The organism is Nocardioides hungaricus (assembly GCF_054782915.1).
The window spans coordinates 1-16,096 of sequence record NZ_BAAGRO010000031.1 but is presented as its reverse complement, the minus strand read 5'-3'; the positions used below and the strand labels follow the sequence as shown (position 1 = coordinate 16,096).

Here is a 16,096-nt window from a genome sequence, read left to right as displayed (position 1 = left end):
CATACGCGTAGTCAGCCCAGAGGGTTCCGGTCACCGAACTGCTCGGGCTCGCGGGTGGCGCAGGCCGGGCGAGCTACGTCCCCGAATAAGGATCCGCTACTGGTGATCGGCTCTGTGCGCCGTGGTGTGCTCCAGGGTCGCGGGGTACGTCGTTCGGTTTACCGGGCCCCGGACACGAGCGGATGCGGTGTCAATCAATCCATCTCTGGTTGTCACATACGGTTACGCCGTGCCTACCCGACGGCTCCGCCAAACAGCGCGCGCACTGCTTCTCGATGAGAACGACCGCCTGTTGCTCGCGAGGCATGATCTGACTGCTCGCCACATCGGTGCGGTGGTGTGGGCACCGCCCGGTGGCGGGCTGGACCCAGGCGAGACACCCGTCGACGCCGTCCTGCGAGAACTCAATGAGGAAGTCGGGTACCAAGCATCGGGCGAGGAGGTCCTGCATGTCTGGCACCAAGAGGTGGTATCACCCTCCTACTCCAAGAACTGGGATGGCGCGATCCACGACTACTTCGTTGTGCGGTGCGACTCCTTCGCCGCTAACGGGACGTGGACGCCCGAGGAGTTGACGGTGGGCGAAGGCATCACGGAGTTCCGTTGGTGGACGCTCGCAGACATGGATGAGCTCCCGGACCCTGAGGAGTTCCGCCCCCGGCATTTGCCTGACCTGCTCCGTGATCTGCTCAACGAGCGGGTTGATCAGTACCCCATCGACATCTGAATGTCGGCTGTGCCGCGATCCGCCCGTCCCCGCTGGCGGATCCTCAATCGGTCCGGGTGCGGAGGCTCCGCGCCAGGGTGGGGATCATCACCGTCGCAGCGACGAGGTGTAGCCCCAGGAGGGCGGTGGTGGTGGCGGTGTTTGCCTCGGAGAGGAAGGGCGGGACCAACGAGATCGCGGTCAGCGACACTGCCGTCCGCACGAATCGATCGGCGGGGCGAGCGCTCGAGGCGCCACGTCTCCGCGATCGAGCAGCCCGCGATCCAGGCCTCGTGCGAGACGCGGCGATTGTGGGGCAGCAGGCTCAGGCCTTCGCGGCTGCAGCTCTCCCGCTGTGCCGGACGGTCTAAACCGAGGCGGCCGACACCGAACCGAGCAACACGCCCATTTCGATCCACTGATCTGGGAGAATTAGTGCATGAGTGAGCTGAATCAGGTGGCCGCGGCCTTGGCCTTGGCTCAGCTCGATTCAGACCCTTGGGCCAAGCTAGCGCGCGAGGTTCGCGATCGTGGCTCCGTTGGTCTGGTGCTCGATGAGCGCGGGTACTTCCAGGATGGGCTGTTCGGGGACGGCCCCCCGACCGAACATCTCATCGAGCGCTACTCGAACATGCTCAGCGAGCTGGAGCAGCGCGGGATCAGGTCGCTGACGATCAGCTCACCTGAGTTTCCTCAACAGGTAGCGCAACTCAAATCACCACCCCTGTTCCTCTTCTACCGCGGCACCCTCGACGTGGAGGACTACAACGGAGTCGCGATAATCGGCTCTCGCAGGGTGAGCGAGGATGCACTGGCCACGGCACGGTCATGGGCCGGTGAAATCGCCCGGCTCGGCGCTGTTGTGATCAGCGGTCTGGCTGCGGGCATCGACCGCGAGGCACACCTCGGGGCACTCGGCGAAGACCGACGGACCGTCGCCGTGATCGGCACCGGGATAGACCGGGTGTATCCAAAGGAAAACGCGGACCTCCAGGAGGAGGTTGCGAAGCGTTACCTTGTTGTTTCACAGTTCCTGCCGGATGCGCCGCCCACGAAGACATCCTTCCCCATGCGGAACGCCGTGATGGCCGCGTGGGCTCGAGCGACACTTGTGATCGACGCAGATGAGCGCAGCGGAGCTGCATTGCAAGCCCGGCTTGCTGCCGAACAAGGGCGCCAGCTTTTTCTGCACCATCGCCTCCGGGTTCACCCGTGGGCTAACAAGTTCGTGAACGCGGGCATGGCGCATTTCGTCAGCAGCCCCGAGGAAGTCCTGGTCACCGCATGACGAGTCGAGCCCTGCCTGTTCCTCTGATTGGACCGGGCGTTTGCGAAGTCTGCCGAGCGAGTTCAACGAGCTACTCCCGTTGCTACAGCTGCAACCAGATCCTCCGGACTCTGGAACTTGGAACGACCTATCCGGTTCCGACGGTTCTGCCACTCGGTCTGGCCGTCAAGAAGTCACCGCTCGCCCTCGCATTGTGGAACTACAAGCGATCCACGAGCCAGACAGAGCGTTCATCAGCCGAGGCGGAGCTGACTTCGTTCATCGACGAGCGGCTGCCTCACGTGCTGAAGCACGCCGGCGACGTCGACACCGTTACGTTCGTCCCAAGCAGAAAGAGCCGAAGCAACCCCGTTGAATCGCTGCTTGAGGAGACCCAATGGGGAGCCAGCACCTGGATCGAGGACGCCCTCGAGGTCCTTGACACCGAGGTTGACACACACGTTCCTGACGAGGATCGATTCGCGGCCCGCGACGTCAGTGATGAACACGTGTTGCTGATCGACGACACATTCACGCGAGGCGCGACATCCATGAGCGCCGCGAGGGCGCTCTACCAGGCAGGGGCCTCTGAGGTCACCATCGTTGTCCTCGGACGCCACGCGGACGTGGAGTGGATGACTGACGGGTATCTGGCCGCCGCGCGCGGGCGCGCTGAGCGTGATGAGTTCTGTCCGGTGTGCAGCCGCCAGTTGGTGCAAGCCTCAGGGACACACCAGTCCGGCGACGGCCAGTCCAGCTTGGACGACTGGGAGCCTCCGGAAGATGATTGGGAGCCGCCGGACCCTGACACGTGGGAATCTCCCGTCGACCCGTGGAGTCAGCCGCCAGCAGATCCCGGGGACACACCAAGCCACGATCCGTGGGCGGAGCCAGCACCAATCGCATCGACCTCAGCCAGTCGCAAGGCATCCCCGACGCCGCCTACACGTACGCCCAGGGCCGCAGCACTGACCTCGACGGCACCGGGCGGTGCCGACCGCGGGACTGGCCGATCTGCCGACGCGACCGCATCGGGGCCAGCCGACCCGCCCGACGAGCCATCGCGACTTTCCGAATCGGCGGCGCTCACGATGACCGTGATCCTTGCGGCCCCTTTTGCGCTCGTCTTCATCCTTCCCATACTCCTTTCCAACATCGGAATCTCGCTGAATCCGCTTGACCGTTATGGCGGGCTGTGGGGGCCTGCCGGGTTCAACGGCTACGCCATCTTCATGGTGTTCGCTCTCACGGCCGGTGGTGTCAACTGGCTGCTCAAGTCAATCCACAAGGCCGCAGCCGTCGGGTTGTTCACAATCGCGGCGATGGGTGTTACGGCGCTCTTCCTCGCACCGCTGCTTGCCACCTCGACCGGCTCGTCCGAAGGGTCCGAAGGGTCCGCTCCGACCGATGCTCAGGCATTCCGCGCTGCCGTGAACGCAAGGGCACCCGAGCACGGTGTCGCAGCGATCACGCTGGGTGAAGCACAGAACGCGATCGAATCAGTCTGTCCCGCAGTAGATGAAGGCCTCACGATCCCTGAGGCTCGCTCCCAGGTTGAGGACTACGCCGACCAGGAAGGAATACCTGACGACGTGGCCGAGCAAATCTCGCTGATGACGGAGATGGTGATCGAGTTCTCGGACTCTCTCTGCTGAAGTCGGAGGCAGTCACGAGCGCGGGACTGGCGCACCGATGACACCTCATCTTCGACGAACGATCGAGGAGGAGCCAATGCCCACGCTCGAGGACCCGGCGGCGGACGGAGAAGAGCGGCGGCAATGACGATGCCCACGACCGAGAAGAAGCCTGTCACCCCGGCGGTCGCGGACAACGGCCTGGGCAAGCGCAGCGGCGAGGGTGGTGGCCACCATCGCTGCGAGCGTGGCAATGAAGCCGGTGCCGGCGAGCCCGCGGAGTCGGGGTGTTGACCCCCATCACGTACGTCGCCTGGTCGATCTGGCTGCTCGCAGTCGGAACCGCCCTCGTGCTGTAGGGGGTGAGCGCCGCGAACCGACCGCTGCAGGATCCGAACGTTGTGGTCTGACCGACCGAAGGCGCAATCGGGGATTATTCACCGGGGACAGCCGCGCAACCGGAGCTACGGTCAAGTCGAGCGAGGTCCTGGAAGTGGGTCGGTAGTGCGCGTCGAGCACGCATCCTCGGCGCGATCTTTGACCGATAGGGATCCTGGGCCGCGGAAAGGACAAAGTTGCCCGCGGGAGACCGGGCAATCTCTCCTGCATCTCGACAGCTGTCGAGATGCAGCCAATCTCGAGCAAACGTAAAGTCGCTCAAGATCTACCAGGGCAGTGGACATTGGGGCCTGCCCTGAGTTGCAGCGGCGGTCAGCGTGTTCGAACGTGGGTGGCGCGAGGGCGGCCGGCTTCGTCTACTTCGATCGTCGCGTCGACGCGGTCGCCGCGATCTGGGCGCTCAGCCTCGCCGAGGCTGCTGTAGTGGAAGAAGATCCGCCCGCTGACTGATGGCGACAGCAGGAAGCCGAACCCGCGGTCACCTATCGGCTCGATGACGAGAGCGCCCACGCGCCCGTCTTCGGGTGGGTCATTCAGCGCAACGGGCAACGCGCGGCAGACGAAGGTCGCGCGCGGTGAATCGCTGGTGGACTCGATGGCGTAGTGGACCTTCTGTCCGACTTCGAGCTCGCCTTGTTCAACGTCGAACAGCGAGTTGACGTGAAAGAAGTGGTCGCCCTCGGGGCCCGTCAGAAAGCCGAATCCGCGGTCTGGGACCAGGCGAGCTACTTCTCCTCGGATCCAGTGCAGGTCGTCGCGAGGCTGCGTCGCGATCTCTGCTGTGGCGGGTGCGGGCACTTCGATTTCCTCGGCGAGGCGACCGATCATCGCTTTCACGAAGTCGAGGTGCGGACCGGCGCGTTCAGCCGGGACCACGATGCGGGTCCCGTGCTTGGCCCGGGAAAGCGCCACGTACGCAAGGTTCTTGATTCGTTGCTCCGTGCCTCCGACCTTGCGGCCCAACTCCTCAAGGCCAAGGAGCATCACTCGTGACGCTTCGATACCGCGGGCAGAGTGGTAGGTGACAACCCGGACGGTCTTGGCGGGGAGCGGGCGGCGCTTGGCATGGCTGTCGTCGACCTGGTCCAGGAAGTCGACGCCGAGCAATTCGAGGGCGTCGCAGATGCGCTCGCCCATGGCGCTCCACTTCCTCGTCCGTGGCACAAGGATCGCCAGATCTCCGGGCGCTTCAATCCGCCCGAGAATTTCCAACTCCTCGGCGATAAGTGCCGCATACGACTTGACGACCTCGGCCCGGTACGCAGACGCGGACAGTGTTTCAGCGAGCACCGGCATGTTGGACAACGTGGGCGCGGTACCCATTCGGTCGAAGTCGTCGTCGGCGAACTCGAGATCACCGAGATTCAACGCGAACTGTTGGTCCTCGACCTGCCTGGTCGCCGGACCGACAGGGCGGAATGGGTGGGCCGTCAGCCAGTCGACGATGGCTGACATCTCTGGGGACCGTTCGTACGTGCACTGTGCGACGTAGAAGTCTGCCTTTGATGTGCGAAACACGCGGCGCAGGTTCTCGATCATCTTCGCCTGCTTGGCGCGTTCTGAGTACTCCCGCAGCCACGGCGCTGGGGCATCACGATAGAGGGCCTGCCCGATACCCTCGGCGACGAACCACTCCGCCCGTGGCTCAGCGTGCCAGCGCAGGAGATCGTGCATCCACGGCTCAAGGTCCTGCGCTTCGTCAACAAGCACCGATCCGTAGGTGTCCAACGGTGCCTGGCTGGTGATCACTCGATGGACCATGCGAGTCGCAGACGTGTTGTACGACCCAGCCTCGAAGTCAGAGTTGTCCCACGGGTACCGACTCAGCAGTTGAAAGACATCGACGATGTCGATGGCGCCGATCATCGCTCGTGCCTGCGGGTCGAGGAGCAGCATCCTGCGCAGCTCAGCTGCCAGGACCATGTTGTAGCAGGCGAGTATGACGCTTCGCCCGGCCCGGGCGTGGCCGATCGCAATCTCCAGCAATCTGAACGTCTTCCCGGTGCCAGGCTTCCCTCGGAAGAGGACTTCTTTCGACTCTCCGGGCTCCAGGTACTGCTTCCGCCGCTTGCGAGTGTTGGTCTCCACCACCTTCATTCGCTCGACGTCGACCAGCGTTGGCTCCACAGTCGCGCGAGGCGAGATCGCAACCCGTACCGCCTCGATGTCTCGCTGCGACAACTCCGGCCGGCGTTCCGGTGCTCCGCCAAGCGGTGGGCGCGCGATCGCCCGCTCCAGAACGGCGATGAGTGAGACCTCGGACTTGATGTCCTCGGCGAAGAGCATGCCCTCCGCCTGTGCGGCCACCGCGGGCCCGGGCCACCTTGCCAAGAACTCCGCCCTGGAGATCCGCGGCCATGCCGCCGTCACGAAGAAGAACGGCGGCCGCTTGATTTGCGCCACATCCCTCAAGTACTGCACGAGCTGGATCTGCGCGGAGCGTGCCTGCTTGAGTGGAGTCTTTGTCCCAGGGCGGTTGCGGATCCGACAGACGCCAGGGCCGTACTCCTCGATTGCTTCGAGACCTACAGCCTTGACCTCGATGACAAAGACGCCGATCTGCGGGATCGCGATGATCGTGTCGATGTCGCCGACACCGGGGAGATGATCGACGCCGAACCAGAGGTGAGCCGGGTCGCCAGCGATCGACCGGAGCGCTTCGGCGAAGCGGCGCTCGCCCTCATGGCCGTCGCCTGAGGGAAGGTCGGTGTGAACCGCTGCCACGTCTACCTCCCCGGCGCGCCAGCGCGGTCTATGACGGAGTGGGAGTCGCACCGTCGACCCGTCATTCTGCAACCCTCGGCCTTCAGGTCTCGTGCACGAGCTCGGCGAGCAGCTTCACGAGCTGGACCTTCACCTCGTCGGTGAAGAAGTAACCGGTCATCTTGTGGTGGCTGGTCTGGTTGCCGAGCACGGCTTCGGAGACGGCGTCGGAGAGTCCTCCCCGCCGTGAGGCGGCGTTGCGCGAGCACCTGACGCCTGACCATGCGCTGGCTAAACGCGAGGATCGCATGAACTTGGTCCTGGGCAGCCGACACCCGCTGAGCATATGGGGGCCGCGTGTCCGCTCGGCTCGAATCGCACGTGAGTATCCGGCAGCCCCTATGTATTTTGACGGACTCCTCGGAAAGCGGCGTTGGGTCAAGGACCCCGTGGGGAGTCGATCAATCTTGGCTGCCTCTCGACAACCGCCGACGCCGTCGGTGTTGCCGTCGGCTGCATCAGTGGCGTCATGGAATGTCGGTGCGGCGTGGAACACTCGACCGACATGGAGATGGACCTCGACTCTCGGAACTCAGCTCTGGTCGTGGGAGAAGAGCTAAACGACTCCGTCGACATCCCGGGCTACGAGCACCACAGCACATGGGGATACGACCTCAACACCAGGTCGTACTGGGCATCACTGTGGCCCAACAACGGCGACCGAGACGCCCCTCCCACGGTCTCCGTTGGTTGGAGCGGACCGACACTGCCTCGCCCCGATTGCGTTCTTGTCGAGCTGTGCACCCAGCTCCAACACGATCCCCTGACGGTCGCACGCGGCCTCGGCCTGATGCGCCCGATCCACCCACGAACGCCTGAGCAACTGGCCACCCGCCACTTTGACGTGGTCGAGCCGGGTGTCGTCGACGGCTACACCCTTGTCGGCAGTTGGCTGGTCGGCGATGCGGACCGGTGCCCGGCAAGCGGCTGGCCTTGCTACCCCGGCTTCGTCCCTGCCGCGGAGCACCTGTGGGCAGAGGTCCTGTATGTGACTGGGCGCCTCTACTTGGGCGAGCGAACCACCCTTCTGACGTCGCTCGACGAGGCTCTGTGCTACGCGGCCGGACTCGCCAGCGACTGACGGCTGCTTGAGGGGGCCGCCCTGGCTCGGCCTCCGGCAAAAGGTGCCTCAGAACAGCGCCATCTGCGCCTCGTCGAGCGACGCCAGCGCGCGGGCGATCCGCTCGTCATCCCAGCCGTCCGCCACCGCGGCTCGCAGCGCGAGCGACCGGCGGTACATCGCCTCTCGGCCGAACATCCGGCTGCGGTAGCCGCGCGCACCGCGGCGGCCATGCTGCGCGATCCGGGAAAGGTTCGCTGCTTGCGTTGACCCTTCGAGGTGATCCAGCAGGGTGCCCTCGGCGCGTACGCAGATCGGGTTGTCACACACGACGTGCTCGACCACCGGGGGAAGGTCGATCGACACTCCTTCGGCAAGCGCCCAGGCCACCCGATGAGGCCTCAGTACCCTCTGGCGACCTTCCCGGGATACCCAAAAGCGCCCGTACCCGTCGTCACCGATCGCGGCTGTGCCGCCCCCGGCCCACAACCAACAATCGGTCTCCCGAGGGCCCTTCACGACGCGCGACCAGAACCGGTCAACCTCGTCCGCCGTGAGCTGCATGCGGCCAACGTAGACGCCGGCACCGACACTGATCGGTGCCGTGGTGCTCAGCGGCCGGTGGCCGGATCGGGGCCCGGGAGGGTGAAGAGTCCTTCGTCCGGTGCCACCGTCGGCGACGGAGCGGTGGTCGCGGCCCGTAACGCGCCGGCCTGCAGTGCCGTGGAGTGGGTCGGCGCGGCCGGCGCGGCTGGTTGCTGCTCGAGGAGCTCGAGGAGGTCCACGGGTTCGTCATCGACGGTGAGCGGAAGCGCGCGCGAGATCGCCGCCTTCTGGCGGTCCCAAACGTCACGCAGTGCGACGAGGTGCTTGCCGTAGACCTCGTCCCACTCGGCCTGAGCCTCTTGGTGCTCCTCGTCGGAGTCGAAGCGTCTACGCCAGGGCCAGCCGCCGCGAGCATCGCTGAACTCGCTCCAGCTGCGGCTCTCGTCGCGTTCGGTGCGCCGCAGTGTGTCCAGCTCGGTCCGCAACTCCTGCGGCAGCGTCGCGCCGTACGCCGCGACCTCGGCCCAGGTCGCCTTCAACACGACCTTCGGCCTGATCCGGCGCCAGGCGTCCTTGTCGGTGCCGGCCTCCTTCATCGCCTCGGCGTACCCCGAGTGGTCTTCGAGCCAGACCGACTTGCGGTTGTAATTGATCCAGCAGCCTTCCTGCGGTGCTGATCCGCCACCTTCCAGTGTCCCGCTCGGGCGGAGACGATCGAGGAGAGCGTCGGCAGCCATTGAGGAGCCCAGTGCACCCAGCAAGTTCTGCTGGTCCCGGCTCAGCATCTCGCGCGGCCCTGCCCTACCTGGCGGGTGCAGCCGAGACCGTGACCCGCTGATCGCCTTCGTCTTGGTGGCGACGGGCGGTGTCGTTGCGGGCCTGGTCGAGGGCGGCCAGCTGCAGCGTTGTGCTGCGCCCGCTCTCGGGGGCGGCGGGGTCCTCGGCGGGGATGCTGGTCGGCTGCGCGTAGTGGTCGTCGAGTTGGTCAACGATGCGGGCGCAGACTGCGTTGAGCCGAGGGTTGTTCGCGACCTTGTTCTGCGCATACATGACGCTGGTGTGGTCCTTGCCGAAGTAGGTCGCGATCGCCGGCAGGGTCAGGCCTCCGCGCCGGGCTGCCGTCATGGCCACGGCACGGGCGTCGGTGACCGCTCGGTGGCGGTCGGCGCTGAGCACGGCGTCGCGAGTGGTACCGAAGGACTGCGCGGCTGTCGCGATCGCGATCGCGCAGATGCCGTCGGGGCCGACGTCGGCGACCTCGCCTGTGGCGTTTTCGGCGGCGTTGACCTGGGTGGCCAGCGCGATCGCGAGCGACCGCAGCTGCTCGGCGTTCATCTGGTCAAGCGTCCGCTCGACGGCGGACTGATTCGCGTTGGCAACCAGCGCGGCGAACGCCGCCGCCTGCTTGGCGGTGAGCTCCCCGTCCGGTGCCGCCGCCTCGGCGGGCTGGTCCTGTTGGTCGTCGACGAGCCGAAGCCGCCGGCTGTTGTTTTCTGGAGTGGCCATCGCGGCTACCACCTTTCGTGAAGGTCGTCCTGGTCGGGCGTGGCGTCGTCGGGTTTGCTGGTGACCGCGGCCATCTCGCCAGCCCGGTCGACGTCGTCTCGGTAGCGCTGCCTGCGGCCGCGTCGCACCGGTGTGGAGGCGTGGTTCTCGTCGCGCTCGTGGCGGGGGCGGGGCTGGTGCTTGCTTGGCTGGCAGCCGTCGCCGAGCCGGTCCCGCAGCCGCTCGAGGAATCCCGGTAGCCCGTAGCGGTGCCAGTCCTCCAGCGCGGCCGGGGTGACGGCGAAGGTGGTGTAGTAGCGGCTGCAGGCCAGCACCGCGAGGTCGTGAACCAGGTGCGGGTGCGCGGGCCAGCACTCGGGGATCCCGGGGCGGGTCACGTTCCACAGGTGCTGCTCGTTGAGCCACATCGCGACCAGGTCCAGCCACGCCCACAGTTCAGATCGCATCAGCCCGGTGCACGTCGCCGGGTCCCACGGCCGAGGCATCTGCGCGAGCTCGCGCAGCTCTTCCTCATCGGCTGGCGGCTCGACCGTGGCCTGCTGCAGCTGCTCCATCGCCGTGCGGATCGTCGGGCCGGGCTCGGGGAACGGGCGCACCATCGGGCCGACCAGCGGCATCATGCCGTTGCCGTTCGGTGCAGCGGGCCCGCCCGCTGCGCGGGCGGCGAGCTGAGAGGGGTGCGTTGTTGTCATGGGCTGCTCCTCGCTACTTCGGCATCCCGAGCCGCTGCCGGGTCCGGGAAAGCGTCTCGGTCGGCACCGTGGGCTCGAACTCCACCGGGTGGGTGGTCTCCGCGTCCTTGTCGTGGCCGCGGGTCGCGAGCCGGGCACGCTTCTGCGCGGCCAGTAGTTCCTTGCCGCGCCTGCCGTCGATGCAGCGGTGCAGATGCGCGATGATCGGGTCGTACATCTCAGCCAGCACCAGGGCCTTGCGCTGCTCGATGCGGCGCAGCTCGGCCGGCTCGAGGATCGGCACCCTGCGCTGGTCATATGACCGGTCCATCACGCCGAACAACTCATGGCCGCGCGAGGAGTACCGGGTCTCGGTGTGGCTGGTCGACCCGATCAGGTCGGAGAGCTCCTGGTAGAAGCGGATGTCTTTGCCGCCACCGAAGACCACCAGGTTGTTCGACAGCCCGTAGATGGTGCGGGCCTCGTCCTCGCCGTAGCACACCACGAACTGCCGCCACGTCTGCGCAGCGAGGATGAACGACAGCCCCAGCGCACGCTCGTTGGCCATCCGGGTGGACAGCGTCGGGATCGGCGCCGTCGAGGGCAGCTCGTCCAAGCAGGCCAGGAACGGTGGGCACAGCCGCCCGTGCGGGGAGGTCTCCCCCAACCGCTTGGCCGTGTCCAGGATCTGTTCGGTGACCGCCGTCATCAGAGGCGACGCACTGGCGTACGGGTCGTCGCGCCCCAGCAGGTAGATCGTGCCGCCCGCCTTGATCAGGGCCTCGACATCGGTGGCCGGCCGCGTAGCGGAGGGGACGCAACGCTCCCTGATCGACCGCTGGAAGAACAGCGCCATGGACTGCTGGACGGTGGTGATCGTGTTGCCCGCCGTCCGCTCGTCGCCGTACAGGGCGCCACGAAGCAGACCGTCCCACAGCGGCTCCGCGGCCGGGTGGGTACGCAGGATCTCCTCTGCCTGCGGGTACTCCCGCGGGCTGGAGACCCACATCAGCACTTCCTCCAGGCCGATGCCGGCGATCGCCGCGGCGTGGAAGTAGGCCTGCAGGACCTTCGCGCACTCGCCGGCGTAGAACCGGGCGGCCTGATCGGAGGACTGAGAGGTGGCGCCCTTGATGGTCCCGTTCGCGAACGCCTTCGCCCGCCGTTCGGCGAGCATCGCGTCCTCGCAGCCGGCGATCGGGTCCCACACCAGCTCTGGCGTGCCGGGGGCCGCGTTGAACGGGTCGAGGACCGCGACCGGTCGGCCGTCGCGCTGCCGGGCCTCCAACGTGAGGAACAGGTCCTCCGGCTTGGTCAGAGTCACCAGAGCGCCGCCGGGGGCATCCAGCAGCGCGGGCACCAGCAGGTCCAGAGTCTTGCCCGAACCCTGAGGGCCGATCACGCAGGTGGTTCGATCGAACGGCACCCACAACTCAGGTCCGCTACGCCCCGCCTGGCCGAGACGCCAGCCCACCTCCTGCGGGTTTACGTGCTTGAGGCCTGTGGACATGTGGATTCTTCCCTTTCTTCGATGTCGGTTTGGTGGCCAGCTACTTGCTGCCGCCGCGAATGCTTCGCCCGGAGCGGGCGTACAGGTCCGGCCGGATCACCTCGGCGCTCCTGCGCAGGCGCGGCACCCCGAGCGCCTCCGCGGCCTGAGCCGGGGTCGCCAGGCCGTGCCGCGAGCTGGTGCCGGTCAGGTCGCGCATCCACATGCCGACGACGACCGCGGCACCGAGCACCAGCACCTCGCCGGCGATCGTGAGCACCCACATCACCGCGGCCGGCGGCAGCGCGTCGGCGACGCCGCGGCGCAGGCCCGCACCGAACTGACCGTGCAGCAGGCCGCCGTAGGCCTCCAGGAGCCTCCCGGTCGGTAACGCGAACTCCCCCGAGGTCGCCCAACTGACGACGCCCTGGACGACGAGCGGCGTGATCAGGAAGAGGAAGAGCCCGGCAACGAGCACGGCCACCGTGAACTCACCCGCTGACGGGGCAACATTGGTGAACCGGTCGCGCCGGGACCGCTCCATACTCATCGCGCCACCGCCATCCAGCTACCGGCCGACGCCTGCCAGCGGTGACACGGGAAGTCCATCGGCCCCCGCTGATCCGTGATGACCGCGACCGTGTCACTCGGCCAGTCCAGACGACCCTGCCCGTCGAGCACTGCCGCTTCGGCAGGGTCCGCGTGGTCCGGTCGCACCAGCCCCAGGCAGGTGATGTCGCCGACGAGGAGCGGCCGATCGGTGAGGCTGTTGCCGCCGTGAGAGGTCAGGATCGTTCGGCCCGTTCCCAAAGACAGCAAGGCGAGCCGGTCGTCGTCGAGCAGGTCCATGTCGTCCACCACGACAAGACAGGTTCCGGGTCGACACTCTCGGCCGACCGGCCGGTTCAGCTGGGCGGGGTGCTCGGGCCTGCAGCGCAGGTCGGCCCACTCGCTGACTGTTTCGGCGTACACATGCGCATGCCGGCGGGTGTTCGCCAGCCACCAGCGGGTGAGGAAGCGCGCAGTGGTTGTCTTCCCGCGGCCGACGTCACCGACCAGCAGCAGCGGCCGGCCGCTGCTGGTGTCGAACCCGGCGGCCCGCCCGTTCAGTGTGATGCCGATACGTACCTCCATGCTCGGAAAGGCAACCCAGACCGGCCCGGATCGGACACATCAGTGGGACCGACTTTCACAACGCTGTTGCTGGGCCGCTCTCACCTGCAAAGGGGTCTCTCACCTGCACTGGGGTCAGGCGGCCGCGGCGGGCATCCCGCCGAGGTCGAACGCCTGCTTGGGCAGGGCCCAGGTCACCGAGCCACCGGGTGTGTGGATGTCGGCGAACCCCACGCAGCCGTAGACCCCGTTGGCGGCACAGCCGTAGTCGTTGCCGAAGATCTTGCCGCCGCCGACGTAGATCGCCACGTGGCCGACGCCATTGCCGGTGTTGTAGGACACCACGGCACCCACGGGCGGAAGCGGGTCGAGTCCGGTGCCGTGGGACTGGGCCAGCCCGGCGTTGATGATGCCTTGGGCGACGTCCTGGCCGTTCCCGTAGCCACGGCCGACCCCGGGTCCTCCGTAGAGCGCGTCGACCACCTTGGGGCACTGGTTGTCGTACGTGCAGGGAGCTCCTCTGGTCCACGACAAGCCGCACAGGCCGTTGGAGGTCTTCATCATGGCGTCGAGGCGGGCCGAGAGCGCAGCCGAGAGCTCTCCGGCGACTTGGATCGGCGAGGCGGTGCAGCCAGTGTCGGCGACGTTCGTGGTGCCGCCCTCGGTGGCGGCGACCGCTTGGCGGGCGGCATCGAGGTACTGGCGGTAGTCGGTCTTCTCGAAGGGGATCCAGTCGGCGAACTTGGCCTCCCCCGACCCGGGTCGCGCGGAGTAGAGAGCGAAGGCGTACCTCGCGTTGAGGAGCGGGTCGAAGATGTCGGCCTGGGTGTCCCAGCCGGGGACCTTGCCCTTGTGCTCCTGCGCGATCTGCCACAGCCCGAAGTGGCTCCCGTTGGTGGCCTCGGGATTCCACGTCGACTCGACGCGGGCGATGGCCACCGCGGTGACCAAGTCTTCCCCCCGAAAGCCTGCCTGGTGCGCGGCCGCGGCCGCGACTTCGGCATCGCTCACCGATCCGGGGCCAGTCGCGTTGGGCAGCAACATCGACACGTTGGTCACCGTGGTCGGGCACGGTGGGCAGCCCGCCGGCCGGGTTTCGCCTGCGGGCGAGTTCGCACCGGGGCCAGCGCCGTTCATGTCCATACGGGTGAACAGCGCGGGATGGTCGGAGTGGACGGCGGCCCTGCTGATCTCCCACGTCTGGGTGACCTTCACTGGGGCGGCGTAGAAGTTGTAGATGACGCCGGAGTCCTTGGTGTAGCGGTAGCCGGCCGCCTCCATCCGGGGCGCGGCCGCGTTGGGCCCATCCCCGGGGTGGGAGTTCATGTCGCCACCCACCAACACAGGCCCGAACAGGGCCAGGACGCCGACCAGGCTCGTCAGGTAATCCATGCCGAGGCCGTACTGCTCGGCGCGGCTCATCGGCGGCGTCCCCCACTGGCGCGGATAGCGGTAGGCGTTCGTCATGTGGTGGACCGCGATGACCGAGACGACCGCGCCGTCGGAACGCTGGAAGATGCCCCAGGCGGCGAACCGGTCCCACAGCTTGTTCGTTCCCTTGAACACGACGTGGTCGTCGTCGACGATCTTGACGCGGCCACCGTCGAGCATCGTCCAGGTGTCCGAGCGCCACATGATCGCGCTCCCCATGGCCTGCCCAGCATCATTTGTGTCCGCCGGCTGCTCCTCGCGGTAAGCGTCGTAGCCGGGCGCGGCCGAACGCATCTGCGCCACCGGCACGTCCTCGACCTCGTTGAGAGTGATGAAGTCTGGAGACGGGCCGGCGAGGGCGCGGATCCCCGGTGTCGCCCCAGATCGCAGCTTGATGTTGGCGTTCGTGACCAGGACCTGCCCCGTCACCGCGCCACCGGGCGTGGCCGTGATCCCGGTGGGCATCACACCCAGGCCAGTGCTGGCATCTGATCGAGCCGACTCTGATCCGGTCAGCTGTGCAGTGGTGTGAACGAACGGGTGGTCGGTGTAGCTGTGCGCCCTGTCGTTGGTGCTCTGGTCGACGACGGTGCCGGAGAACGTGGCGGCGGGGCTGCCCATGATCCAGTCGATCTGCTGGTCACTGGGGTTGGCACTCGACCAGCCCGACGCCAGGGACAAGAACAACCGCTTGAAGCGGGCCTTGTCGTTCATGTCGCCGGTCAGGAACATCGGCGTGCTCGGCTCGGCGGCTTGCAGGTTCCCCAACGCCTCGGCCTCGGCGCGGACTGCGGCATCGCGCATCGCGTCCGTGCCGCCGACGGCATTGGCCGGGTTGTGGGTGTTGAGCACCCAGATCGACCCGAGTCCCGACATGGAGGTGAACCGCACCAGCGGGACCTCGATCATTGGGCCGCCGTACCTGATCGAGACGTAGCGGACCTCGTCGACCTTCCAGGCGGAGGGCTGGTAGGCGATCGCGTCCGCGGTGGATCGGTGCCCTCGGCGCTTGCCGGCGACGATCTCCCACGTGCCGCTGGTGGCCTCGAGGAAGGCCTGTGCCTGCGGCGGCTCGAACTCCTGGAACCCGATGATCGAGGCCCCGGATGCGCCGATCTTGGTGACCATGTTCGGCACTCGCTCGCCGTAGGGCCGTTCGCCGGGATGGGGGTTCTTCTCGTAGTGCGAGGCGCCGCGCCAGTTGAGCGTGCCGATCCCGAACGACCCGCCCGTGCCTCCCGAGGTCGCCGTGGTGGCGCATGCGGCCCTGACGGCCTCGATGTTGGCGTTCCCCATGACCAGCATCAGCAGCATCAGCGGGCAGATCAGCACCAGCGGCAGGCCGAGCAGGATGCCCTTCTTCACGACTCACCGCCTCCGGTGGACGCCGAGGGTGTGCAAGTTCGGCGAGAAACCGTCAGAAATCCGGCGAACATTCATGCCACAATCTCTAGGAACTCAGGTTCGATCAGACGTCCATGCGCTCCGATCTGCGTTTGTGCAGGTGGCGT

The 16,096-nt window shown here is 66.9% G+C and carries 14 protein-coding genes; 4 read left to right on the top strand and 10 right to left on the bottom strand.

Annotation, left to right across the window (positions count from 1 at the left end):
- The first annotated feature begins 229 nt into the window (after nt 1-229).
- Nucleotides 230-727: an NUDIX domain-containing protein gene (locus ACYVKX_RS12505; RefSeq protein ID WP_460832707.1), complete on the top strand. Its 498-nt coding sequence runs from the start codon at nt 230-232 to the stop codon at nt 725-727.
- Nucleotides 728-770: 43 nt separating this feature from the next.
- Here ACYVKX_RS12505 and ACYVKX_RS12500 read toward each other — a convergent pair whose 3' ends face one another.
- Complete coding sequence (locus ACYVKX_RS12500; RefSeq protein ID WP_460832775.1) at nt 771-1,016, bottom strand: DUF6069 family protein; 246 nt, start codon at nt 1,014-1,016, stop codon at nt 771-773.
- A gap of 129 nt (nt 1,017-1,145) precedes the next feature.
- Between ACYVKX_RS12500 and ACYVKX_RS12495 the strand changes: the two genes are divergently transcribed.
- A complete protein-coding gene (locus ACYVKX_RS12495) occupies nt 1,146-1,994 on the top strand; it encodes a DNA-processing protein DprA (protein WP_460832705.1) in 849 nt (282 codons plus the stop codon).
- Nucleotides 1,995-2,275: 281 nt separating this feature from the next.
- On the top strand, nt 2,276-3,628 hold the full coding sequence (locus ACYVKX_RS12490; protein WP_460832702.1) for a ComF family protein: 1,353 nt from the start codon (nt 2,276-2,278) through the stop codon (nt 3,626-3,628).
- 690 nt (nt 3,629-4,318) lie between these two features.
- Here ACYVKX_RS12490 and ACYVKX_RS12485 read toward each other — a convergent pair.
- Nucleotides 4,319-6,730, bottom strand: coding sequence for an NERD domain-containing protein (locus tag ACYVKX_RS12485; RefSeq protein ID WP_460832700.1), 2,412 nt, complete (start codon nt 6,728-6,730; stop codon nt 4,319-4,321).
- A 544-nt stretch (nt 6,731-7,274) separates the two neighbouring features.
- Here ACYVKX_RS12485 and ACYVKX_RS12480 point away from each other — a divergent pair.
- Complete coding sequence (locus ACYVKX_RS12480; RefSeq protein WP_460832698.1) at nt 7,275-7,850, top strand: hypothetical protein; 576 nt, start codon at nt 7,275-7,277, stop codon at nt 7,848-7,850.
- A gap of 48 nt (nt 7,851-7,898) precedes the next feature.
- Here the strand turns inward: ACYVKX_RS12480 and ACYVKX_RS12475 are convergent, their stop codons facing one another.
- The 8 genes from ACYVKX_RS12475 to ACYVKX_RS12440 form a co-directional block, all read right to left on the bottom strand.
- Entirely contained in the window at nt 7,899-8,393 is a 495-nt protein-coding gene (locus ACYVKX_RS12475) for a hypothetical protein (RefSeq protein WP_460832696.1), read from the bottom strand.
- Nucleotides 8,394-8,440: 47 nt separating this feature from the next.
- Nucleotides 8,441-9,112, bottom strand: coding sequence for a hypothetical protein (locus ACYVKX_RS12470; protein WP_460832694.1), 672 nt, complete (start codon nt 9,110-9,112; stop codon nt 8,441-8,443).
- Nucleotides 9,113-9,176: 64 nt separating this feature from the next.
- Nucleotides 9,177-9,881: a helix-turn-helix domain-containing protein gene (locus ACYVKX_RS12465; protein ID WP_460832691.1), complete on the bottom strand. Its 705-nt coding sequence runs from the start codon at nt 9,879-9,881 to the stop codon at nt 9,177-9,179.
- 5 nt (nt 9,882-9,886) lie between these two features.
- Nucleotides 9,887-10,573 carry a hypothetical protein gene (locus ACYVKX_RS12460; RefSeq protein WP_460832689.1) on the bottom strand — a complete coding sequence of 229 codons (687 nt, stop codon included), beginning with the start codon at nt 10,571-10,573 and terminating at the stop codon, nt 9,887-9,889.
- A gap of 13 nt (nt 10,574-10,586) precedes the next feature.
- A complete protein-coding gene (locus ACYVKX_RS12455) occupies nt 10,587-11,954 on the bottom strand; it encodes a type IV secretory system conjugative DNA transfer family protein (protein WP_460832686.1) in 1,368 nt (455 codons plus the stop codon).
- A gap of 148 nt (nt 11,955-12,102) precedes the next feature.
- Nucleotides 12,103-12,591, bottom strand: coding sequence for a hypothetical protein (locus ACYVKX_RS12450; protein WP_460832683.1), 489 nt, complete (start codon nt 12,589-12,591; stop codon nt 12,103-12,105).
- A complete protein-coding gene (locus ACYVKX_RS12445; protein ID WP_460832679.1) occupies nt 12,588-13,175 on the bottom strand; it encodes a P-loop NTPase family protein in 588 nt (195 codons plus the stop codon). The genes ACYVKX_RS12450 and ACYVKX_RS12445 overlap by 4 nt, the downstream gene beginning before the upstream one ends.
- A gap of 114 nt (nt 13,176-13,289) precedes the next feature.
- Entirely contained in the window at nt 13,290-15,950 is a 2,661-nt protein-coding gene (locus tag ACYVKX_RS12440) for an endonuclease/exonuclease/phosphatase family protein (protein WP_460832677.1), read from the bottom strand.
- Nucleotides 15,951-16,096: the final 146 nt, after the last annotated feature.